20 protein-coding genes are annotated in these 24,627 nt (G+C 57.0%); 18 read left to right on the top strand and 2 right to left on the bottom strand.

Annotated features, from left to right (window positions below; translation table 11 throughout):
- Positions 1–25 precede the first annotated feature (25 nt).
- From MICA_RS01205 to MICA_RS01160, 10 genes are all read left to right on the top strand, one after another.
- Complete coding sequence (locus MICA_RS01205) at positions 26–1,483, top strand: S8 family serine peptidase (RefSeq protein ID WP_014101828.1); 1,458 nt, start codon at positions 26–28, stop codon at positions 1,481–1,483.
- Positions 1,480–2,955: a S8 family serine peptidase gene (locus tag MICA_RS01200; protein WP_014101827.1), complete on the top strand. Its 1,476-nt coding sequence runs from the start codon at positions 1,480–1,482 to the stop codon at positions 2,953–2,955. Before MICA_RS01205 ends, MICA_RS01200 begins: the two co-directional genes overlap by 4 nt.
- Before the next feature lie 133 nt (positions 2,956–3,088).
- Positions 3,089–3,652, top strand: a complete 564-nt coding sequence (locus tag MICA_RS01195; protein ID WP_236619935.1) for a hypothetical protein — start codon at positions 3,089–3,091, stop codon at positions 3,650–3,652.
- A 164-nt stretch (positions 3,653–3,816) separates the two neighbouring features.
- The gene (coxB, locus tag MICA_RS01190) at positions 3,817–4,662 is read left to right on the top strand and encodes a cytochrome c oxidase subunit II (RefSeq protein WP_014101825.1); all 846 of its coding nucleotides are present in this window, start codon (positions 3,817–3,819) and stop codon (positions 4,660–4,662) included.
- A gap of 40 nt (positions 4,663–4,702) precedes the next feature.
- Entirely contained in the window at positions 4,703–6,382 is a 1,680-nt protein-coding gene (gene ctaD, locus MICA_RS01185) for a cytochrome c oxidase subunit I (protein ID WP_014101824.1), read from the top strand.
- 157 nt (positions 6,383–6,539) lie between these two features.
- Positions 6,540–8,012: a S41 family peptidase gene (locus MICA_RS01180; RefSeq protein ID WP_014101823.1), complete on the top strand. Its 1,473-nt coding sequence runs from the start codon at positions 6,540–6,542 to the stop codon at positions 8,010–8,012.
- A 22-nt stretch (positions 8,013–8,034) separates the two neighbouring features.
- Entirely contained in the window at positions 8,035–9,597 is a 1,563-nt protein-coding gene (locus MICA_RS01175) for a S41 family peptidase (RefSeq protein WP_014101822.1), read from the top strand.
- A 135-nt stretch (positions 9,598–9,732) separates the two neighbouring features.
- Positions 9,733–11,271: a S41 family peptidase gene (locus tag MICA_RS01170; protein ID WP_014101821.1), complete on the top strand. Its 1,539-nt coding sequence runs from the start codon at positions 9,733–9,735 to the stop codon at positions 11,269–11,271.
- A gap of 169 nt (positions 11,272–11,440) precedes the next feature.
- Positions 11,441–12,985, top strand: a complete 1,545-nt coding sequence (locus MICA_RS01165; RefSeq protein WP_014101820.1) for a S41 family peptidase — start codon at positions 11,441–11,443, stop codon at positions 12,983–12,985.
- Positions 12,986–13,142: 157 nt separating this feature from the next.
- Positions 13,143–14,465, top strand: coding sequence for a TldD/PmbA family protein (locus MICA_RS01160; RefSeq protein ID WP_014101819.1), 1,323 nt, complete (start codon positions 13,143–13,145; stop codon positions 14,463–14,465).
- Between the two features lie 212 nt (positions 14,466–14,677).
- Here the strand turns inward: MICA_RS01160 and MICA_RS01155 are convergent, their stop codons facing one another.
- A complete protein-coding gene (locus tag MICA_RS01155; protein ID WP_014101818.1) occupies positions 14,678–16,129 on the bottom strand; it encodes a TldD/PmbA family protein in 1,452 nt (483 codons plus the stop codon).
- A gap of 222 nt (positions 16,130–16,351) precedes the next feature.
- On the opposite strand from MICA_RS01155, the gene MICA_RS01150 reads away from it, so the two are divergent.
- The 7 genes from MICA_RS01150 (at position 16,352) to MICA_RS01125 (ending at position 23,124) form a co-directional block, all read left to right on the top strand.
- Positions 16,352–19,117, top strand: a complete 2,766-nt coding sequence (locus MICA_RS01150; protein ID WP_014101817.1) for a M16 family metallopeptidase — start codon at positions 16,352–16,354, stop codon at positions 19,115–19,117.
- 56 nt (positions 19,118–19,173) lie between these two features.
- A complete protein-coding gene (gene cyoE / locus MICA_RS01145; RefSeq protein ID WP_014101816.1) occupies positions 19,174–20,091 on the top strand; it encodes a heme o synthase in 918 nt (305 codons plus the stop codon).
- Between the two features lie 24 nt (positions 20,092–20,115).
- Positions 20,116–20,241 carry a hypothetical protein gene (locus tag MICA_RS12390; protein WP_014101815.1) on the top strand — a complete coding sequence of 42 codons (126 nt, stop codon included), beginning with the start codon at positions 20,116–20,118 and terminating at the stop codon, positions 20,239–20,241.
- 57 nt (positions 20,242–20,298) lie between these two features.
- Positions 20,299–20,964 carry a cytochrome c oxidase assembly protein gene (locus MICA_RS01140; protein ID WP_014101814.1) on the top strand — a complete coding sequence of 222 codons (666 nt, stop codon included), beginning with the start codon at positions 20,299–20,301 and terminating at the stop codon, positions 20,962–20,964.
- A gap of 84 nt (positions 20,965–21,048) precedes the next feature.
- Positions 21,049–21,924, top strand: a complete 876-nt coding sequence (locus tag MICA_RS01135; RefSeq protein ID WP_014101813.1) for a cytochrome c oxidase subunit 3 — start codon at positions 21,049–21,051, stop codon at positions 21,922–21,924.
- Positions 21,925–21,989: 65 nt separating this feature from the next.
- Complete coding sequence (locus MICA_RS01130; protein WP_014101812.1) at positions 21,990–22,358, top strand: DUF983 domain-containing protein; 369 nt, start codon at positions 21,990–21,992, stop codon at positions 22,356–22,358.
- A gap of 7 nt (positions 22,359–22,365) precedes the next feature.
- A complete protein-coding gene (locus tag MICA_RS01125) occupies positions 22,366–23,124 on the top strand; it encodes an SURF1 family protein (protein ID WP_081463054.1) in 759 nt (252 codons plus the stop codon).
- Here the strand turns inward: MICA_RS01125 and MICA_RS01120 are convergent.
- Entirely contained in the window at positions 23,070–23,558 is a 489-nt protein-coding gene (locus MICA_RS01120; protein ID WP_041793717.1) for a Rap1a/Tai family immunity protein, read from the bottom strand. The two genes, MICA_RS01125 and MICA_RS01120, sit on opposite strands and share 55 nt — an antisense overlap.
- A gap of 83 nt (positions 23,559–23,641) precedes the next feature.
- Between MICA_RS01120 and MICA_RS01115 the strand changes: the two genes are divergently transcribed.
- On the top strand, positions 23,642–24,574 hold the full coding sequence (locus MICA_RS01115; protein ID WP_014101809.1) for a 2-hydroxyacid dehydrogenase: 933 nt from the start codon (positions 23,642–23,644) through the stop codon (positions 24,572–24,574).
- Positions 24,575–24,627 lie beyond the last annotated feature (53 nt).

Below are 24,627 nucleotides of genomic sequence, written 5' to 3'. Positions count from 1 at the left end.
CCCGATTAAACAGGGACGCGTCAGAGTGAAAAAGCTTTCATCCATCTTCGCCATAGCCGCAGCCATGGCCGCCGGGCCCAGCGTGGCCACACAGGTCACCGCACCACCCGTCACAGCGCCCTCGGCCCATATTGAGGCGATGACCCGCCTGGTCCGCGATTACCGGTTTTTCCATCACCATGGCCAATCGGCCCGCGATATTCTGGCTTGGCGCATCCGACTGAATGGATTTTCCGATGCCGCCATTCCACCCATGATTGACGACGAATCCTATCGCGATATTGAAAAAAGCACGTACATCCGCGATTTCAAAATTCTGTCGACCAGCGCCATCCCCGACCCTGATTTACGCACACCGGATGCCATGACACTGGCCCCGATCTGGTCCGCCAGCGATACACTGACCATCGCGGCCACGGGCAATATGGGCAATTACCTGTGCACGGGGAAAAAACAAACTGTCGATGAATGGCGCCTGCTGTTCTGGCAACGCATTACGTCCTACACTTTTTCCGACAGCTTTATGAAAGTTGGCGCAGCCGAGCTGGATGGCACCATTTCATGTTATTCCTCGGAAAATGCACCGGATTTGCTCTATCCCCACGGATATGCCCAAGGCTTTTGCAATGATTATTATATGAGCCAGCCGGAAATCGACGCCATGCGCCACACCGTCCGGTCCAGCACCATGACCCCGCGCGAACGCATGATGGGGGACCGTTTGTTCCGCGCCCATCCGGACGCCGGAAAAACCGTTTGCAACATTGAAGGCACATCGTTTTCCGCGCCCAACGTCAACGGCCATTTGACCACATTGCGCACCAAATTTCCGCAGGCCACCGACACAGACACCTATATCACCGCGCTGCTGGCATCATCGCAAGACACATTACGGATCGGTATGGATCAGGATGCGAATTACTTCCACGCACAATCGGCAATCAATGCCAACGGCCTGCACTACAACACGATCAGCGGTTTTGGATTATATGATCCGGCCCAGCACGAACGCCTGCTCGAACATCTGATCCGTGAAAACAAGACCTTATCATCACGTTTCATTCATGCCGCCACAGGCACAGTGAACGAGCCAGAAAATGCGGATCGCACCATTACATTCCATGTTGATGACAATGCTGCCGCCATACGCACAATTGTAGAATTTCGTTTAACGCCCCATTCCACATCGAAGGATGATATTCTGGAGCAGGGTTTACCCACTCACGTCACCCTGGTCTCCCCTTCGGGTACGGCCATACGCCTTCCCGTTGCAACAGAACCTCTGTCGTTAAGCGATGCCGATGGCTACCGCATGGCGGTGGCCGCACCGGCGTTTCTGGGTGAACAGACCAATGGCACATGGACACTGCGCCTGCCGCGCGGGAAGTTCCTGACGCCGAAAATTGGTGATGCCGCGCTGTATATCTGGGGCACAGATCCCGCGACACTCAACACGCTGTTGCCAAGGGGCCGTAACCCATGACCCGCACCGCTGCCATTTTGCGCGCCGTTGGGTGTGCCGCATTGGGAACAACGCTCAGCGCCTGTTTCAACAACGCGGTTCAGCCGGATTATTCATCCGTTCCCATCGTTCCCGTGGCCCATATTGAACCGGCCACACGGTTTTTAACAAAAGACTGGCTGTTTACCCACCATGCCACATCGGCACGCGGCATTTTCAAATGGCGGATTGAGAAAAATGGGCATCGCATACCCGCCATTCCCCTGATCGACGACGACGCCTATGACGGGATCGAGGGCAAAGACCATCTGCTGCGTTACAAGGTCGTATCCATCTCCAGCACCCCGTCCCCGTTTGACAAAACGCCCCGCCCGGAAGCGGAGCATTTCCTATCCCTGTGGACGAAAGCCGACATCAATCCGGTGATCGCCGCCGGGAACGCCGGCAACACATTGTGCCCGGAAGAGCGCGATTACGACGCCCTGCGTCGCCAGATGGTCAGCGCCTATTCCTACGCGGACAGCGCGATCTTCACCGGGGCCGTGACCCCCGATCATACCGTCACCTGCTACACATCTGAAAACGCACCCGACATTGTTTATCCAACCGGGTACAAGCAGGGTTTTTGCAACAATTATTATATGACGCAGGATGAAATCGACGATTTTCGCACCACCATGTCCGTCGGGGATAAAAACGGCACAAAGCTGCAATGGTCAACCATTCGCAGAGCTTTTACCGCCCACCGCGATGCGGGCAAATTAAATTGCGACATCACAGGCACGTCGTTTGTATCCCCCAATGTCGCCGCCCACATCGCAACATTGCGCAGCCGCTTCCCGCAGGCGACGGATCAGGATGTCCGCGCAACGGCGCTGCTGTCCGCATCACAGGACAAACTGATCACCGATCCGGGCCAGCACGGCGAATATCTGGATCAATCGATGGTGCGCAATGCGCGCGGATTGCGGCACAGCAGCCTGACCGGATTTGGCATCTACAATCCCGACCGGCACCAGCAACTCCTGCGCCATCTGAGCAACGACGGCCAGCACATTACCCCGACATTGATCCGCAGTGACGGGACGAAAAATATTCGTTTTGATTTTCAACGCAATGCCCGCCGGCTCAGCCTCACCGTGACGGACAACGCCGCAGCCTTGCAAACAATCTTTGAATTCCGCGCGGTCCCGCAAACCACATCACCGTATGAAATTTATCAGAACGGATTGCCGGAAGAAGTCTCCCTGATTTCGCCATCGGGAACGGAAGTTAAATTGCTGGCCGCATGGGACCGCCCCAGCCTGGCCGACCCGCGCGGCATGCGCCTGGTCGTATCGACATCGGCATTTCTGGGCGAAGATACAAAGGGCACCTGGACCCTGATCCTGCCGCAAATGTATTTCGGCACGCCGGATATTACCGACGCCAAACTTTACATCTGGGGCACGACCGGCCCGGCGCTGAACACGCTGATCGAATTGAAGCCCTGATACCCCAAAACTTCCGGTGCACAACTTTATCCTGCCCCGTTGCCGGGGTTGGGGCGAATCGGGTATCCATTTGGCCCCTGACCCGCCCATCAAGAAGGCGCGCAGACAAAAAACCGAACCCATGGGTGTGATCATGTCCGTAGAAGCGCGTGCTTTTGCCGCTGTAAAGTCTGAACCGACTTTGTCTGTGTACAATCCGCTGGATTCCCTGACCCACCTCGGCAATGCCGTCCGCACATTGGACAGCGTTCTGGACAGCCGCGGGCAAAAGGACATCGTCGACCCGGTCCGCCGCGATCTGGTGTTCGTGCGCAACACACTGGCCGTTTGCTTTGACATATGGCAGGACGATGTGATGCGCCGCCTGACCCGGTCACGCGACAATATTTATGTCTATTCCCTGACCCTGGATCAGGCCGAAGACATGATCCGCCGCCTGATCCCAGGTTTTGGTAAGGCCGCCGCGGATTTGCGCCGGATGGATATTCCATCCCTGCTCCACATTCCCTCGGTCATTGAGAATGTCGCGGACGAAGCCCGCTCCTATGCCGCCAACAGCCGAGCCGGGCTGAAGCGTGCGCTGGCCCGTCCGGTCCAGCTTGACACGTATAATGTTATGGAATTTAAAGCCCGTCCGTTGCCGTCCCTGGTGACCGCTCTGGCCACGGCCGTGTTCCAGCCGGCCCGTCACGGTTAATCCCGCCCCATACCGCCGCCCTTAACGTTGCCATAATGCGGCAAGTTTTTGCGCTTCCCCCTTGCGCTGACCACCCCTTTCCGTGTATCAGAAAGGCGTGATTAAAGTGCTGTTTGTGCTGAAAAATATCACACTCCCGATCCTGTAACATGAAGCTCTTATCCATGCGCATTACAACTCTCTTATCCCTTTTCCTGTCCGCCCTGGTTTTGATTCTGCCGTCCGTTGCGATGGCGGCTGACAATCTGGCTCATCCGACACAACTTGGTATGCTGCCCGCGGTCACGCCGTCGGCAACGGAAATTCACAATTTCCACCACCTGCTGATGATCGTCATCACCGGGATCGTGTTGTTCGTGACCGCCCTGCTGGTGTTCGTCATGGTTCGCTTCAATGCGAAGGCGAACCCGACACCGTCCACCACGACACACAACGTGATGCTGGAAATTATCTGGACGCTGGTGCCGGTGATCATCCTGATCATCATTGCCGTGCCGTCATTCAAACTGCTCTATTACGTCGATCGCGCGAAAGAGCCGGAAATGACGCTGAAAGTCACGGGTTATCAATGGTATTGGGGCTATGAATACCCGGATCAGGGCGGCGTGACGCTGACCGCGAACATGCTGAAGGATGACGAGATCGACCCGGCCAAAGGCCAGGTTCGCCTGCTGTCCACCGACAACCCGGTTGTTGTTCCGGTTGACACCACCATTCAGGTTCTGGTCACCGCACAAGACGTGATCCACAGCTTCGCCATGCCGAACTTTGGCATCAAGATCGACGCCGTTCCGGGCCGTATCAACGAAACCTGGATGCGCATTGAAAAACCGGGCGTTTACTACGGTCAGTGCTCGGAACTGTGTGGCATCAACCACGCTTTCATGCCGATTGAAATCCATGCTGTCAGCAAGGAAGATTTCGCCGCATGGATTGCCCGTCAACAGGCTGACCAAGGCATTGAAGCCCCCGCAAACGACGCGGGCGCGAACGCCGAATCCGCTGAATAATCACCGTTTTTCTTAAAAAGACCAAAAGGAACGCGTAACCATGAACGCTCATACAACACACCATGATGATCATGCACATGATCATAAACCTGGTTTCTTTACCCGGTGGTTCTGTTCAACGAACCACAAGGATATCGGAACGCTGTATATCATCTTCTCGATCGTGGCTGGCCTGATCGGCGGCTTCTTCTCGATGATGATGCGGGCCGAATTGCAGGACCCGGGTCTGCAGCTGGCGGCTGATGGCCAGATGTGGAACGTCTGGATCACGGCCCACGGCCTGATCATGGTGTTCTTCGTTGTTATGCCCGGCTTGATTGGCGGGTTCGGCAACTGGTTCGTTCCGTTGTTGATCGGCGCGCCGGATATGGCGTTCCCCCGGTTGAACAATATTTCGTTCTGGCTGATGGTTCCGGCGTTCCTGCTGCTGGCCTGCTCCACCCTGATCGGTGTTGGTGCGGGAACGGGCTGGACGGTCTATCCGCCGTTGTCATCCACGCTGGGGCACCCGGACATGTCGGTGGATATGGCGATTTTCGCCCTTCACCTGGCCGGTGCGTCATCCATTCTGGGTGCTGCAAACTTCATCACCACGATCTTCAACATGCGGGCCCCGGGCATGACGCTGCACAAAATGCCGCTGTTCGTCTGGGCTATGCTGGTCACCGCGTTCCTGCTGGTTCTGTCCCTGCCGGTTCTGGGCGGTGCGATCACCATGTTGCTGACCGACCGTAACTTCGGCACGTCCTTCTTCAAACCGGAAGGCGGTGGCGACCCGATCCTGTTCCAGCACTTGTTCTGGTTCTTCGGCCACCCGGAAGTGTACATCATGATCTTGCCGGCCTTCGGTATCATCTCCCACATCATCTCGACCTTCTCCAAGAAGCCGGTGTTCGGTTATCTGGGCATGGCCTATGCGATGGTGGCGATTGGTGCCGTTGGTTTCATCGTCTGGGCGCACCACATGTTCGCGGTGGGTATGGATGTTGACACCCGTGCATACTTCACGGCCGCAACGCTGATCATTGCCGTTCCGACGGGGATCAAAATCTTCTCCTGGATCGCCACCATGTGGGGCGGGTCGATTGAATTCAAAACCCCGATGCTGTGGGCGATTGGCTTCATCTTCCTGTTCACCGTTGGCGGTGTAACGGGCGTGGTTCTGGCCAACGGCGGTATGGATCTGGCCCTGCACGACACATACTACGTCGTGGCCCACTTCCACTACGTGCTGTCGCTGGGTGCTGTGTTCGCTCTGTTCGCGGGCTTCTATTACTGGATCGGTAAAATGTCTGGCCGCCAGTATCCGGAGTTCCTGGGCAAGCTGCACTTCTTCATGACCTTTATCGGCGTGAACCTGGTGTTCTTCCCGCAGCACTTCTTAGGCTTGGCCGGTATGCCGCGTCGTTACGTGGACTACCAGGCGCCGCTGCCTCCGGAACATCTGCAAGGCTTCTTCGTCAACCCGGTTGAGAAGATCCAGTGGATCATGACGCAGGATTACGGTTTCCATTTGTGGAACTATGTGTCCTCGTTGGGGGCCTATCTGGCCGGGGCGTCGACGATCCTGTTCGTGTTCATCGTGTTCTACACCCTGTTCTTTGGCCGTCGCGTTGGCGACAACTACTGGAACAATGGTCCGCAGAGCATGACGTTCGAATGGACCCTGTCCTCGCCGCCGCCGTTCCACCAGTTCGAGGTTCAACCGACGGTGAAATAATCGGACAAGCGATTGAAATTAAAGAAAACACCCCCGTTTCGGGGGTGTTTTTTATGCCCGAATTAACAGGGACAAATGATTTGACAGAAGCGCCACACGAGTCCTAGGATCAGGCCCTTCAAACAAAAAAGAATAACTTTAAACAGGGATACATATAATGCGTCTGCAATCCAAAACCCTTTCCGCCCTTTTTCTGACCACCGCCATCGGCCTGGGGTTAAGCGGATGCGCCACGACCAGTGACAACACGGCCGCCACCGACGCGCCGAAACCGTCCGAACCCGTGACCACGGGTGCAAAGCCGCGCGGGCCTTCTCCTTATACGATCGACCTGGGCAGCCGCGAAGAATTTGAGCGCATCATGGTGTACGGAATTGCCCGCCGCCTGGCCGAAGACAACTCCGTCATGCCGCAAGCCCGCGACCGCGACAAAATGTTGCAGGGCGCGGTTGACGGCATGCTGAAAACCCTGACCCCGCACGACGCCTATATCACCGCCGAAGACATGAAGGGATATATGAGCGGCAAACCCGAAACCCTGAAGGGGATCGGTGCCGGACTGGAAAAAGAAAAGGATAAGGGCCGTATTATCGTTCAAAGCCTGGTCGAAGGGGGCCCCGCGGAAAAAACAGGCCTGCAAATTGGTGATGCGATTACCCACGTCAACGGCCAATCCATCCTGGACATGGACATCGCCAAAGCCATCGACCTGATCCGCGGGGAGAAGGGCACGCCCGTCACGCTGAATTTTGAACGCGATGGCAAGCCGCAAAGCTTGACCATCATCCGTGACGAAGTGGTTTTGAAACCCGTTGACGCCAAATTGATCGGCGACATCGCCTATGTCCGCCTGGCCAGCTTTATGGAAGGGGACGTCGATACACAGGTCGCCGACGCCTTCAAAAAACTGGAAGCCAAAGCCGGGACCAAGCCGGTCAACGGTTACATTCTCGACCTGCGCTATAATGGCGGTGGCCGATTGGACATGGCCGCGGAAATCACCGACCTGTTCGTGGACCCACAGGATATGCCGATCGTGGATATTCGCGGCGCCAACGGCGTGGTCAAACATGCCTGGACCGCCGAACCGGGCGACATGCTGAACGGCAAGAATATGGTCGTTCTGATCAATGGCGGATCGGCATCGGCATCCGAAATCGTGGCCGGCGCGTTGCAGGATTTCAACCGCGCCACATTGATCGGCACCCCATCCTTTGGCAAGGGCTCCGCCCAGGCCATCATGCCTTTCGGCATGTTTATTCCCGGTCGTGAAGACGGTATCAAAATCACGAACGCGCTGTACCATTTGCCCACGGGCCGGTCGATCCAGAATATCGGCATCACCCCGGACATTCTGGTCGAAGGCATTGATGAATCGAACATCAAGCACGAACGCGATTTGGCCAACAACGTCGACAACCCGAACGGCGATACCGAGCAAAAACGCACCCAAACCCACACCTGCACCATCAAGGATGGTGTGACGTGGAAAAATTTGGGCCGCGATTATCGCTGGGGTCGCGACGATGTCGACAAAGCCCTGCTGTGCGCCATCAAACACCTGAACAGCACAACGGGAACAGCGTCGAAAAACGCAACGATTACGCCGGTGCCACAGCCGAAGCCGTAACTGAACCGAGCAGGACCAGACAATGACATTACATTCGAAAATTTTACGCTCCGTATTTCTGGCAGCGGCACTGGGCGCTGGCGTGTTCGGATGCGCCACGGCTAAAGACGCCAACGCCGACCGCCCGAACATGGACACAAACACGGCTACGCCTGCGACAACCCCGGCGGAAATCCCGGCAGAATCCCCGGCAACGGCCCCGGAATCTGTCGCCGCTCCCGTTGCCGCCCCGGTCACGGAAGAAGACGAAGCAACCCCAAAAATCGTCGTCGAATCCCCGGATATCGGCCCACAGTCTGAGCCCGTCTTCATGGTTCCTATGACCATGAAGGAGATGGAAACAATTGACCTCTACATGACCGTTCGAAATGTTCTTCAAAACCGGTCCGTGCATGAGGTCGACCCGGATCAACTGAGCAAGGGCGCTATCGACGGCATGCTGAAAACACTCAGCCCACACGATTCCTACCTGACACCCGAGCAGATGGACGTCCTCAGAGGGAACGAAAAACCCAAAACCGGGATCGGCGTGATTGTCAGCGTGGAAAAAGATATTGGCAGCATCCGCATCATCGAAGCGATTGAGGGTGGCGGCGCACACAAGGCCGGATTACAGGCCGACGACCAGATCATCGCGATTAACGGCGAAACGCTGACCAAAAATAATTTTAAAACCCTTTATGAATCAATCGGCGGCCCCGCCGATACGACAATGTCCATCCGCGTTCGCCGCGATGATCAGGATCTGGATTTCACCATCACCCGCGCGCCGTTCACGATTCCATCTGTATCCAGCAAGATGATCGGGGACGTGTCCTACGTCGCGTTGCGTGATTTTCTGCACGATGACAGCCCGAAGAAAATCCGGGCCGCCCTGACACACGCTGCGAAGCATAATCCTGCGGGCTATATCATCGACTTGCGCTCCAACACGGGGGGCCTGCTGGAACAGGCCGCCACACTGGTCGATATGTTCGTCGATTCCACGGACCCCATCCTGACCGTTCGTAAACGCGGTGGTCATATTTCCGAAACGTTTAACGCCACACCGGGCGATATGCTGAATGGCAAGAAACTGGTCGTGCTGATCAATGACGGGTCGGCATCGGCATCGGAAATTCTGGCCGGGGCTTTGAAGGATTTTGGTCGCGCCACCATTATCGGCACGCAAAGCTTTGGCAAGGGATCCGTCCAAAGCGTCCTGCCGTTGAGCGTGAAATTCCCCGATCGCAAGGACGGCATCAAGTTCACCAGTGCGTTGTATCACCTGCCATCCGGGGCATCCATTCAAGGCGTTGGCATCATGCCGGACATCTTTGTAGAAGGCATCGAAGACGTTTTCCCCGAACATGAACGGGATTTGGAAAACACACTGGACAACCCGGAGGGCACAACGCCACCGGTCCAACCCAAATCCACCTGCGCCATCAACGACAATGTCACACCCACCACCGTCATTGCCGATGCCCGCATCTCCAGCAAAACGGTGGACAAGGCTTTGCTCTGTGCGCTGGAACACGTCCGGGGAACCCCCAAACAAACGACCACGACACCATTTACGCCAGCACCCCAGCCCGGCGTATAACTGGCAACACACTGATATAACAATACAAGACCGCTGGCCCTCACATTGAGGGCCAGCATTTCTTGACAGTTTTTGCCGAAGCGTCCTAGGGTCGGACAAACAAAAATTTAAAAACGACCAACAGGGATTACTGACATGCGCATCCGGGCCAAAACCCTTTCGCTGGATTTCTTTGCCGCAACGCTCGGCCTGTCCGCCGCCGGATGCAGCACCCAGCCTAACGCCCCCGCAGAACAAGCCCCGCAAACATTAAGCGCCGAAGCCCCACCATTCAAATACGGCCCCTTCAATGAATTGCTGAAAACAACGTCGTATTACTCCGTTGTCGGGCGCGATACATCCGCCATGGCCGCAGGCATTATTGATGGCGTGCGCGCGGAATTGGGCGATTCCTATAAGACACAGACCGATGATCAGATCCGCACCCTGATCGACGCACCCGACATCGATCCCGCAACACGCGAAAAAATGATCGTCGGCGGCGTCAAGGGATTGGCCAAAATCCTCAGCCCACACGACGCCTATATGACGGCGGAAGAGGTCCAGCAACTCTGGCGCGGCAGCCCCAAGGTTACAGGCATCGGCATTTCATTCGAAATGGATGAGAAGGCGGGCGGATTGGTGATTTTTGATATGGTTGATCACGGCCCGGCCTTTAAATCCGGCCTGCATATCGGCGACATCGTCACCGCGGTTGATGGAAAACCCGTCGCCGGATTAAAAACAAAGGAGGCCCGCGCCCTGATTGTCGGCGACAAGGGCACGCCCGTCACCATGACCATTCGCCGTATGGGTGAAAACACCCCACAGAACATCACAATCACGCGCGACACATACCGATACACACCCACTGCGGCCAAAGCGATTGGTGATATCGGCTACGTCCGGCTGCGTGATTTTTCATCGCGCGGATCGGCCGGGGCGGTGGTCAACGCCATGGCCGCCTTGGAACAATCCATCGGCGCGGACCGCGTGAAGGGCTACATCCTGGACCTGCGTGGCAATCCCGGCGGTTTGGTGCAGGAAGCCCGTATGCTGGTCGATGCCTTCGTCGACAAGGCGGGCGCCCCCAGCGTCGAAGTGCGCGCCCGCAATTACACCTACAGCGAAAAAACGCATCCCGGCGATATGCTTGACGGCAAACCGCTGAGCGTCCTGATTGATGATGGATCGGCCTCCGCCGCCGAAATCGTGTCCGGATCGTTGCAGGACCATCACCGCGCCACGGTCTTTGGCATTCAATCCTATGGCAAGGGATCGGTGCAGACGCGCATTTCACTGGGCCGCATCTGGCCGGATCGCCACGACGCGATGAAGGTCACATCCGCCATGTATTACCTGCCCTCTGGGGCGTCGATCCAGAATATCGGCATCACGCCCGACATCCTGGTCGAAGATGTCACGCCGTTATTGCAGGATCATGAACGCGATCTGGACAATGTGCTGGCCAATCCGAACGGCACGGGAAAACCGCTGCGGCGATCCGGCGCGCATTGCCTGCTGAAAAACACGGTGACCGCGCCCAGCCTGAAACCCGATTTCCGCGATTATCGCGGCCAGCCCGACCGTACATTGCTCTGCGCGCTGGACCATCTGCGCCGCACGGAAACCCATACACGCACGATCCCGCTGCCCTCGGCCCATCCGGGGGCCCATCCGGCCCCCACACCCTGACGCCCCTCTTCGGGGCTTGGGGGATGACTGAAACAGCGAAACAAATCCCCGGCTTTGGCCGGGAATTTGCTTTTTCGAGGATCGTTTTCTTGACAGGCTTCGCCCCCCTGCCCTACCGTCATGCCTAACAAAACAAAAAACGAGAATAAAAACAGGGATATCGCATAGAATGACCTCCACAGCGAAAAAGCTTTGCGCTCTTTTTTTGGCATCCTCCTGTGTCCTGGGCACGGGGTGCGTTTCCGTTGAAACGACAGAACCCGTTGCAAACGCACAAAACACGGCGCCCGCCGAACCTGTGCCGACGCGCTATTTCAAATATGATTTGATGAACAGATTGCTGGATGACGTGGCAAAAGAATCTTTCGCCAATCCACAAATTGACGACATGATCCGCGGCGCGATCGACCACGTGCGCGAAATGCGCAGCCCCGACCTTGCAAACAGCAGTGACGCACAGATCAAAGCCCTGATTGATGGCGAAGGTATTTCCAAGGATGAACACGAAAAAATCATTATCGACGCCATTACTGGCGCCCTGTCCCGCGTCAGCCCCCATGATTATTACGTTACACCCGAGGAAGTGCGCGAATCCATTATCGGCAAAAGCACTTTGAAGGGTATCGGCATAATTTATCAAAACGATAACCGCATTGGTGGCTTGGTGATTGAAGACACAGCCGATGACGGACCGGCCAAAGCCGCCGGCATAAAGCGCGGCGACATTATCACCAAAGTCGAGAATACGAGCGTCGCCGGAAAATTCAACGAAGCCGCGGAAATGATCCTGGGCGAAGTGGGAACCCCCGTGACGCTGAGCATCATACCGAGGGGCGAAACGGAAGAAAAAACAATGACCCTGAAACGCAGTGTCGTGACATTCTCCTCCGTCCGTTACAACGTGATTGATAACGATATCGGGTATATTCGCCTGCGTAATTTCAGCGACTTGTCATCATTCAACACCATCAACGATGCCATTCGTGAAATGAAACAGGCACATAACGGCACCCCGTTGCGTGGATTTGTTCTGGATTTACGCAACAACCCCGGTGGACGGGTCACACTGGCTGCACGCCTTGCCAATAATTTTATTGACTCTGAAACTGGCGTTTCGGTCACCGTTGAAAATAAAAAATTCAGCTATGATGAGAAAATTACGCGCGGTGATATCCTGAACGGGGCACCGCTGGCCGTTCTGGTCAACGACGCGACCGCATCTGCCGCCGAAATTCTGTCCGGTGCCTTGCAGGATCATAAACGCGCCACCATTGTTGGCACACAATCCTATGGCAAGGGATCGGTGCAAAGCCCGATTTACCTCAGCCGTTTTGACAAGAACCGCGATGATGCCATCCGTATCACAACGGCGTTGTACCGCCTGCCCTCTGGTGCATTTTTGCAAGGGTACGGAATCATGCCCGACATTTTAGTCGAAGGGGTCGAAGCGAGGTTGAAAGAACATGAACGCGACAAAGACCGCATGATCAAAAACCCCGATGCCGACAAAATCGCCGCCCGCAAGGCCAGCCAGACATGCCGCGTCCGCGATGATTTTAAAACCCAGATCGCCAATGACGATTTGCGCCTGTTCAGCGGCGAGCCGGATAAAACATTGCTTTGCGCCATCGACCATTTGCGCCGCAACAGCCAATATACAATCACCCGGCCCAACACCCCGGCCCCAGACAAATCCCGCGCCCCAAATCCTTAACACGTTGTTTTTAAATATAATTTCATCGTGCATAACCGCCCCCTAAATTTTGACATAAGGGGGCGGGCATGCTACGCCTAAACCATCAAAAAACACGAAAAACAATGATGCGGCGCGGGCCTGTGACCTGCGCCAGACGAACAACCGGGAGCCTGACATGAAAACCACCAAACAAATGACCGAGATGACCGATACGCTGGCGCGTATTCTGGACAAGATCAAAAAGATCGACGGCGTGGATCATGCCGAGGCCAGCTATAGCGTGTCCGAAGCCCGCGAAGTGGGCGTGCGCATGGGCCAGATTGAAAAGATGGAAACGGCGGAATCCCTGGGCGTGTCGATGCAGGCCTGGATCGGCAACCAAACGGCGTCCACCAGCCTGTCGAGCCTGAGCCCCGATGACATCGATGCGGCGATTGCGTCCATGCACGCCGCGATCAAGCTGGCCGAGCAAGATCCGGAACGCCGCCCGCTGGACCCATCCATGCTGGCGACAATCCGTCACAATGACCGCCTGGATCTGTATGATCCGCGTGTGCCCACCGCCGGTGACATGCTGGACCGCGCCCGCACCGCCGAAAGTGCGGCGCTGAGCGTTGCAAAAATCACCAATTCCGAAGGTGGCAGCGCATCATGGCACAAAAGCACATCCGTATCGCTGGATACCGATGGCGTGATCTTCACCAACCGTGGCACCTTCCACTCCATGAATGCGGTTGTTATTGCCGAAGAAAATGGCGCGATGGAACGCGATTATGATTACGGCGTTGCCATTCATGGCAATGATCTGCCCGATGCCGCAACAATTGGCCGCAACGCCGGCACCAAGGCCGCAGCGGCATTGAACCCGCAAAAAGGGCTGTCAGGCCGTTATCCGGTTTTGTTCGCACCGGACATGGCAGCGGGCCTGCTGGGCCATTTTGCCTCCGCGGTTCAGGGTGGCGTTTTGCGTTACAAACGCACCTTCATGAATCTGGATGAAATCGGCACGGAACTGTTCGCACCCGGCATCACCATTATCGACAACCCGCATTTGAAGCGCGGGCTGGGGTCGAAAATGTATAACGGGCTGAGCATGGCCACGCAAAACCGCACATTGGTTGAAAACGGTGTCTTGCGCGGCGTGTTTATGGGCCTGAAAGATTCGCGCCATTTTGGCATGGCCCCGACGGGCGGCGCCTCCAACCTGACGATCGAGCCGGGCATGAAGCTGGCCGAGATGTTTGCGGATATTAAGGACGGACTGTATGTCACGGGCCTGATGGGTCAGGGCATCAACCTGATCAATGGCGATTACAGCCGGGCGGCGCAAGGATTCTGGATCCGCGATGGACAAATCGCCTTCGCCGTATCCAACGTGCCCATCGCCGGAAATCTGCGTGAGATGTTCAAACACATGGTCGCAGCCGATGATCTGGACCGGTTCAAACGCAAAGTGTCGTCCCCGACCCTGCGCGTCGACGGCATGACGATCGCGTAAAGCCAATCACAACAGACAAACAAAAACCCCGCCAGATGATGGTGGGGCTTTTTGTTGTTTATTGGCCCTCTTTTAAAAGCCCTCTCCCAGGGGGAGAGGGTTGGGTGAGGGGGTATAAATTCAATCACAAAGGACGGCTCTTAACCCCTCCCCCTAACCCCCTCCCTCTAGGAGGGGGGAATAAAGAGGACGGGGAAAGGACGGCCCCAGCCTTATGACGGTTCGGTCCCGCCCACGCGGATGCCGCGCAGTTTGACGGAGGGCTGGCCAATGCCAACCGGAACGGACTGGCCATCCTTGCCACATGATCCGCTCTGGGCGATTTCCATGTCGTTGCCGACCATTTCAACCAAGCCCATGGATTTCGGGCCGTTGCCTTCCAGAATGACACCCTTGACCGGAGCAACGATTTTGCCGTTTTCGATCAGATAGGCCTCGGTGGAGGCGAAAACGTAGCTGCCGCTAACCGTATCGACCTGACCGCCGGAGAAATCGACGGCATAAATCCCGCGATCCACCGATTCAATCATTTCATCCAGCGTGTATTTCCCACCTTCCATATAGGTGGTGGTCATGCGCGGGATCGGCGCGTGTTCATAGCTTTCACGGCGGCCATTGCCCGTCGGGGCCACACCCATCAGGCGGGCATTCAACGTATCCTGCATATATCCGCGCAGGATGCCATTTTCGATCAGCACGTTGCGTTGGGTCGGCACGCCTTCGTCATCGAAGGACAGCGATCCGCGCGCTTCGGTGAAATCGCCCTGATCGACGATGGTGACGCAATCGGCGGCCACTTTCTGGCCGATCATGCTGGTTTTGAATACGGTCGAGCCTTTGCGGGCGGCATCGCCTTCCAGGCCATGACCAACCGCTTCGTGCAACAATACGCCGCCCCAGCCATTGGCCACAATCACCGGCATATCGCCCGACGGTGCGGCAATCGCGCGCAAATTGGTTTGCGCCTGCTTAATCGCCTTGTCGGCCACATCATGCCAGGATTTGGCATTGAACATGCGGGTCAGAATTGTCCGGCTGGACAGGCTGCCCCGGCCCGTTTCGCGACGGCCATTTTCCTCGGCTACGACGGAGATGTTCAGGCTGCTCATCGGACGCAAATCGTCCAGACGTGTGCCGTCCTGACGGATAATCGTCACGATATCCCAGCTGGTCGAAATCGCCGCCGACACATCAACAATGCGGGTATCCGCCGCGCGAACATACGCATCAATTTCACCCAGCAGTTGGATCTGTGCCGCTTCGGTCATGTCGGCCAGCGGGCTTTCGCCCGTGTAAATGCGATTGGCGCCATGGCTGGGCAGGGCAATCTTGCCCATCATGTCGGCATGGTTGCGAATATCGCGCGTGGTGCGCGCGGCGTTGGCGATGCTTTTTTCGCTCAGATTGTTGGAATGGGCATAGGCCACCGCATCACCGGCGATATACCGGAACCCGAATCCCTGATCCATCGAGGAGCTGTTGGATTGCAGTTTTCCGTCAGACCATGAAATCGACTTGCCCTGCGTGCGTTGCAGATACAGCTCTCCGCCATCGGCCTTGGCCAGGCCATTGCGCACGATCTTGGTGACCGCGTCCGGGTCCATGCCCGTGGCGGCGAAGAAGAAACGGTTGTTGACGGATGCGTCGAATGGGTAATCGGCCATCGGCTGGGCTCCCTTGCCTGTTCTTTTATTCTTGTGATTATGGTTACCCCTTGGTTGTAGGGGGGTTTTACGGGGCTGTCAAAATCTTTGGCACCCTTATCCCCGCCTGGCCGAAACGCCGGATTTGCGGCACCGCACCAAAGATTTTTTAATGCACCCACCCCCCGGCCATGCTAAGCAAATAGACATAATCATAAAAAGCGTAAAAACAGGGATCTCGACATGACAAAAATCACCCGCCTGCCCAACGGCATCACCTGCGTTTGCGATTCCCGTCCCGGGACGGGCACGGTCAGCATGGCCATCGGCTTTGGGCAAGGACGCATTCATGACCCCAAAGATCAGACCGGGATGAGCGTTCTGATGCAGGAAATGCTCTGGGCTGGAACGGATGAATGGGACTACAGCGAAATCGTCGGCACATTGGAATCATGGGGGTGCCAGTTTGATGGCCACGTGGGTCGCGACAGTACGGCCCTGACCATCAATGCGCTGAAACGTTTTGCACCGGATGCCTTCCGCGTCATCGCCCACATGATCCGCGAACCGCGTTTTGACAACGAAGATCTGGACACCGTCAAACAAGAGATGATGGAAGAATCCACCATCAAAGTAAAAGACCCCGCCGCCACCGCCTATAACGAATATATCAAGGCCGCCTTTATCCAACCCGGCGTGACAACGCCCAGCGATGACGAAATCAACGCCCTGGCCGCCACATACACGGTGGATCAGGTGCGCGCACGCCACACCGCAATGCTGTCCCGCCCGGACAAAATGGTCGTGTCATTTTCCGGCGACATCACACCGGCGCAGGCCGAACGTCTGGTTCAATCCTGCTTTGGCGATTTGACCGTAACGAATACGCCAGAGATGCAACAAACCCCGGACGGCTTGTTGCCCTTTATTGGCGGCGACACGCGGCAGGACAACAAGGGCAAGCAATTGTTCCTGACCTTTGGCTTCCCCGCCCCCCACGCCAATGACCCGGCTCGTTTCAGTTTCTTTATGCTGGAATCGCTGTTTTCCGGTGGCATGGCGGCACCGTTGTCGCTGGAAATTCGCGAAAAACGCGGCCTTGTTTACACGATTGATGCGGCCATGACGCCCGTGGGCAACAATTTCGCCTTCACCGTACAGACCAGCACATCCCCCGGCAAAGCCAAAGAGGTTATCAACTGCACCATCGATCTTCTGGGCGATGTGGTGCGGAACGGATTTTCACAAGACGCAATGGATGCCGCACGGTCACGGATGGTGCGATCCATTCAAGCGTCAAAAGAAAGCGCTGCGTCCGCCTGTGCCCAGAATCTTTATATGGTGATGGAATCGGGCCGCATCCTGACACCGGAGGAGCTGGATATAAAACTGGCCACCGTCACACAGGATGACGTCCGCGCCGCCGCCGCCGCTTTGCTGCGCGATGGGAAATACGCACTGGCCGCTGTTGGCCCGCATGACAAGATGCCAACCCCGGATGATATCCGCGCCACCATGGCCAAACAATTGCAGGGGGTTGATATTCCCGCGGCCCCCGTTCGCCCGGAACATACGCTGGTGACCGCATTCAGCGCCGCACAAAAACGCCGCTCCTCATTGGCCACCGACGCACAAATGACCATTCTGCCCAACGGACTGAAGGTGGTCACCGCCACGCGCAGCGGCACGCTGTGCGTATCCGGCTGGGTCGGCGTCGGGTCCGATAATGAAACAGCGGACATCAACGGCATCACCCATATGATCGAACATATGATGTTCCGCGGCACGCCCACCTATGGCCCCGGAATCATCGACCAGATTGTCGAAGATAAAATGTGCGGGTCCAGCAACGCCATGACCGGGACCGACAGCACCAATTATGATTTTTCCGACCTGTTGCCCGAACATCTGGACCAAACCGTCGATATTTGCGGTGAAATGATTTTCAAAGCCAACCTGGACGATCGCGCCTTTAACGGCGGCATCGTCACGGATGAATCCGGACACAAAATCCGCGTGGCCGGGGAACGCGATGTCGTCCTTGAAGAAATCGGCGAATATGCCGAGGATGCCGGATCGATCCTGCGTGATCTGACCATGACCCAGCTTTATCAAAATCAATGCTATGGCCGCCCCGTTGCTGGCACAGTTGACAGCGTCAGCGCCCTGACCACCGCGCAACTGGTGGCGTATCGTGATCAATATTATGTGCCGAACAATGTGGCCTTTGTCGCCGCCGGTCCGGTGAAACACGCGGATTTTGTGGCGCTGATTGATCGCAAATTCGGATCGTTGCCCGCCGCCCCGGTTCCGGCCCTGCCCGCCCCTGTCGCACACAGCGGGATTGATTGCGTCAGCATCGACGGGCTGGACCGCAGCCATTTCCAGCTTGCCTTTAATGCGGCGGCGTACAACCACCCGGATGAACTCGCCTACCAAGCGCTCAGCGTCCTGCTGGCCGGCGGTCCAAACGCCCGCCTGAATGTCGCGCTGGACAAACACACCACCATCGACCCGGGTTCCGTCCTGTGCCATTTCGACAGTTTGAAAAATCTGGGCGTTCTTGGCATTGGCGGCATGGGCAAGGCCGAAGATATTCACACAATCGTCAACCTCGCCTACAAGGAACTGCACGGCCTCAGCAAACGGGTCACGGCGCTGGAACTGGACAGCGTCAAGGCGATGATGGAAATGGCCACCCTGTCCCAGCTGTCCACCAGCCTGGACACCTGCGGCATCTATGGGGAACAAGCCCTGCATCTGGGACAGATCCTGAGCGTGGACACGCTGACCGGGCGGATTCAGGGCCTGACATCGGCGGATATTCGCCGCGTGGCCAAGAATCTGCTGAATGCGGCCCCGTCTGTGGTCATCATGGTGCCGCCGGAAACGGAGCCTGCCCTCTTGCCCAGCTATGACGACATTCTGGCTTGCCGCGATCAAGCCTCTGTAAAACCAGAGAAAAAAGGTCAAAAAGCGGGCCCGGCCGCCCCCGCCCCGGCCCCATAAGCCCTGACCCAGCGCGCATTTGCATCTGCATCACGTTTCGGGCTAAAAGAACGGCCATGAGTGACGTACAAACCGAAGCCGATCCGCAGATTTCTGAGCCCACCCCCGCGAAAGACACCTCGCGGGTGCGGGATTTCTGGGCCTTGTTAAAACCCCGCGTGATGTCGCTGGTCGTTTTTTCAGGTTTTGCGGGCATGTGGGTTGCCCCCGGCTTCTCCGATATGCATCCGTTTATGATTGCCGTGGCCGTTGCGTGCCTGGCCATTGGCGCGGGTGCGGCCGGGGCCGTGAATATGTGGTACGAGCGCGACATTGATACGGTGATGAAACGCACCGCGGGCCGCCCGTTGCCGCGCGGCCGCATGAACCCGGACGAAGCGGTCAGCTTTGCCCTCGTCCTGTCGGCTTTGTCCGTGATGACCATGGGCGTGGCCGTCAACTGGACCGCCGCCGGCCTGCTGGCCTTTGCCAATCTTTTCTACAGCATCATTTACACCATGTGGCTGAAACGCCGCACGCCGCAAAATATTGTTATTGGCGGTGCCGCCGGGGCGTTCCCGCCGATGATCGGCTGGGCCGCAGTCACGGGTACGGTCACCATTGAATCCATCGTTTTATTCGCGCTGATCTTCTTCTGGACACCGCCGCATTTCTGGGCTCTGTCCTTGTTCGCGAACGAAGATTACAAACGCGCCAACATCCCGATGATGACCGTTGTTGCGGGTGAACGGAAAACCAAAATCCAGATGCTGGTTTACACACTGATCCTGCTGCCGCTGTCGTTGTTGCCGACATTGATGGGATTTGCCGGATATGGGTATGGCATCGCGGCGCTGATCCTGTCGGGCTTCTTTGTCTTCACATCGATCCGCGTTTTGATGGATGACAGCCTGAAAAGCGCGCGTCTGATGTTCGGCTATTCCGTATTCTATCTGTTTGCGCTGTTTCTGGCGCTGATGATCGACGCTGTTTAATCAGACTATAAAGTGGAGATAAATATGCCCCTGTCCGACATGCACAAAAAGAAAATGACCAAGAACCTGACCATTCTGGCCGCGATCATGGGCTGGGTTGCCGTGATCTGGATCATCACCATGATCAAGATCAAAGCCGGGATGCAGTAACATTCATCCCGTCTGACCGTTCCGCGCGTAACGCGCACCGTGAATGGAGTATCCCCTATGTCCACACCTGACCTGCAAACAAAAAACCGCCGCATCCTGATTATCGTGCTGGCCGCCGTTGCCATTATGATTGGAGCGTCCTTTGCCGCGGTTCCGCTGTATAATCTGTTCTGCCGCGTCACCGGGTTTGGCGGGACCACGCAAATGTCGGCCGAGGCCCCGGACCCGTCGGAAATCGTGGATCGTGTTGTGACCATTCATTTCAACACCGACACGGGCCGCAACCTGCTGTGGACGTTCAAGCCTGATCAGCGTGAAGTGAAGGTGAAAATCGGCCAGCCCGCTTTGGCCAGCTTCCGTCTGGAAAACAAGGATCGCGTCCCGGTCACGGGTACGGCCCTTTATAATGTTACCCCGGCCAAGGCTGGAAAATATTTTCATAAGACACAGTGTTTCTGCTTCGCCGAGCAAACCATGCAGCCGGGGCAGGAAACCACCCTGCCCGTCGTGTTTTTCCTGTCGCCCGAGATGGCCAAAGACCCCAATCTGGACGATGTGAAGGTCATCACCCTGTCCTACACCTATTTCAAGGCGGATACGCCTGAACTGGACGCCGCGTGGGAGGCCTTTAACCAGGCGGATAACGGGGTTGTCGTAAAAACTGGCCCGGCGGCGGATGATTCACTGGTTGGCACCGTTGCCTTGGAACCAGAAAAGCAGTAAAAACAGAGCCGTATATCGACCCCCGGCCCGCCCGGGGTTCACGTTGACCGATTCGCTACGATTTTTCAGTAAGGACTGTTACTCATGGCCCACGACCATCACGCAACCGGAACCCATTTCGGCACCACCGGCAAACCGCACCCGTACCACATGGTTCGCCCCAGCATCTGGCCGATGGCCGGATCGTTCGCGGCGGGTCTGCTCGCCGCCATGGTTGTCCTGTTCATGCACAAAACCGAAATTTTCGGCATCTCTCCGGGGTTGGTCGGCGTTGGCCTGGGCCTGCTGTCCGTTGCCGCCGTTATGTTCTTCTGGTGGAAGGACATTATTTTCGAAGCCGTAAAAGAAAAAGCCCACACCCCGATTGCCGAAATCGGCCTGCGCTATGGCATGTCGTTGTTCATCGCGTCCGAAGTGATGTTCTTCGTCGCGTTCTTCTGGGCGTTCTTCGCCGCCGCCCTGTTCCCGACCGAAGCGATTGGCTTCGTCTGGCCGCCGGCGACGATCGAAGTGATCATGCCGTTCGGCCTGCCGCTGCTGATGACCATGATCCTGCTGCTGTCTGGCTGCACCGTGACATGGGCGCACCACGCCATTCTGGACGGCCATAACGATCAGGCGGTTAAGGCTTTGGGCCTGACCGTATTGCTGGGCGTGATCTTCCTGTGCTTCCAGGTTTACGAATATCACCATGCCGCCTTCGGCTTCAAAGACACCGTTTACGCTTCGGCCTTCTACATGGCGACGGGCTTCCACGGGTTCCACGTTTTCGTCGGGACCGTGTTCCTGTTCGTGTGCTGGCTGCGTGCGAAGAAAGGTCACTTTGACCAGAAACACCATTTCGGCTTCGAAGCCGCCGCCTGGTACTGGCACTTCGTTGACGTGGTCTGGCTGTTCCTGTTCGTCGCCATTTACTGGTGGGGCAACACCGTCGGCGTCAACGCCGTACCGGCCCCGTAAAGAATTGAAAGAATCAAAACCCTCCCTACCACAGGGAGGGTTTTTTCCTTGAAGGAGTACACACCATGGACATGAACCCTGATACAGAATTGATGAAGCTGGCCCTGCGTCAGAAATGCCCGAAATGCGGCATTGGCAATCTGTACAAGCCGGGCCTGACCCTGAATCTGGCGGATAAATGTGACCATTGTGGTTTCGATCTGGCGAAGAATGACAGCGCCGATGGCCCCGCCGTTTTCCTGATTTTTATTCTCAGCTTCCTGCTCGTCCCGCTGGCCCTGCTGGTCGAGGTCTGGTTTGCACCGCCCTTGTGGGCGCATGTGATTGTGTGGACCCTCGTGGCGCTGGCCATCACCGTGGGGCTGCTACGTCCCATCAAGGCCTATGTCATCGCCCTGCAATACAAACACCGTTCCAGCGACTGGGAAGAATAATCACGCTATGTCCTCCGTACGCCCCACTCCATTTTGCCTCCCCTTCTGGGCCACGACCCTGACCCTTGCGGGCGTGATCGTGCTGTGTGGCCTGGGATCGTGGCAGTTACAACGCCTGCAATGGAAAAACGACCTGCTGGCCCGCATTGAAACGGCGCGCACGGCCCAGCCGTTGGCGTTGGACGCGGGCACCATTGCGCCCTTGGTCGACGAAAAGGACTTGCTGATCCGTGGCACATTGACCGGGCGATATTTGCACGACCACGAAATCTTCCTGAAGCCCAGACCGATGGGACAGAAAACGGGCGCGCATCTGGTGACACCGTTCCTGCTGTCTGACGGGCGCACGATTATCCCGGTGTTGCGCGGCTGGGTCAGTGATGATCCCGACACGTTTATCCAGCGCCCGGACCCGACGGTGACCATCATCGGCACGCTGCGCCACCCGACGCAAACGAATTCATTCACACCGAAAAACCTGCCGGATCAGAATATGTGGTTCACATTGGACCCCGCTGCATTGGCCGTCTCCCACAATCTGGAGAATGTTGTGCCGCTGGCGTTTTATGAAGAAACCAAACGCGACGATGTGGGCTGGCCCCTGCCGGTTGAGGCGTGGCAGACGCCCAACAACAATCACCTGTCCTACGCCATCTTCTGGTTCACGATGGCGGGCATTCTGATCATTATGTATGGATTACGGTTTATCGTTTACGGACGCAAGCCGAAGGGTGAAACAGAGGGCGCTGGCAACGGTTCAACCTGATAGCCGGCGACACCGCTGGTCACGACATCCCCGGCGGCCGGGGCGTAATCGTTATAGCAGGGATAGGACATCGCCATCACCTGCGCCACCATCACCCCGGCGGGCAACCGGGTCAGGGATGGGTCGGCATCCACTTCAATCTTCACCGTATCGACCAGCTGCTGCGGCTTGACCGTGGCATGGTCGCAAGCGCGTTGGGCATAGGCCGGTTGGACCAGCATGGCTTCGGCCACGGCGGCGATATACCCGCTGCAGAACCCGGCATCAACGTCATGTTTGCTGGCACAGAATGTCATCAAAGTCTGGCCCGACATGGCCGTGCGAGGAAGCGCGTTCGGCACACCCTGCGCCCCCGAATGGGACACATGGCCGGGCAGGATCAATGCCAACCCCAACAAAAAGGTCAGACGGATGGTTTTACGGGCAAGATTCATGGTTTGTCTTTGATCCGGATGGGCATAAAGTATTTTAAAGAATCACTTTGCGCATCATTCACCATCACAAAGGAAATGACGAGATGGCGATTCTCTTTCGCCCTGTTTATTCTGTTGATAACCCGCATTGGGTTCCCGCACTGCGCGCTGGCCTGGCCGATCTGGATATGCGCATCTGGCCCGACGTTGGCAATCCATCCGATATCACGCACATGGTGGCGTGGAAAATGTTCCCGGGCGACCGTGATGCGTACCCGAATTTGCGCGCGGTTTTATCGCTGTCGGCGGGTGTGAACCAATATATCGGTCACCCCGAATTCCCCCATCCCGCCAAACTGATCCGCATGATCGAACCGGGCCTGTCATCCGGCATGGTGGATTATGTGACCAGCTATGTCCTGCGTTTTCACCGCGACCATGATCTGGTGCAAACGGGTGGGGCGTCCATTCCATGGGGCGGGATCATGCCGACACTGGCCAAGGACCGGGTGGTCGGCATACTGGGGCTGGGGGAAATGGGTGGGGCCTGCGCCCGCGCATTGGCCGCCCTCGGTTTCCGCGTGCGCGGCTGGGCCCGGACACGCCACGCCATTGACGGTGTGGGTGTTTATGCGGGGCAGGATCAGCTGCCCGCCTTCCTGAAAGGGTGCGACATTCTGGTCTGCCTTCTGCCTTTGACCCCCGACACGGAAAACATTCTGAACCGCGATGTGTTCGCGCAATTGCCGCGCGGCGCCTGCCTGATCAACGCTGCGCGCGGCAAGCATCTGGTCGAAGACGATTTGATCCCCGCACTGGACAGCGGGCAATTGCGCATGGCGGCGCTGGATGTGTTCCGGACCGAACCCCTGCCCGCCGACCACGCATTCTGGTCCCACCCGCGCATTCTGGTCACCCCCCACATCGCCGCGATCACCATTCCCGAAACCGGCGTGGCCGCCATTCGTCAGGCGATCATGATGCTGGACCGTGGCGAAGAGCCGCCGGGGTTGGTGGATTTTGAACGCGGGTATTAAGACGAAAACCACGAATGGACACGAATAAACACGAATGAAATAAGGCGCGTCAT

The sequence above is a fragment of the Micavibrio aeruginosavorus ARL-13 genome, from assembly GCF_000226315.1.
GTDB lineage: Bacteria > Pseudomonadota > Alphaproteobacteria > Micavibrionales > Micavibrionaceae > Micavibrio > Micavibrio aeruginosavorus_B.
The sequence above is the reverse complement of the archived record's forward strand: the minus strand, read 5'-3'. Positions and strand labels throughout refer to the sequence as shown.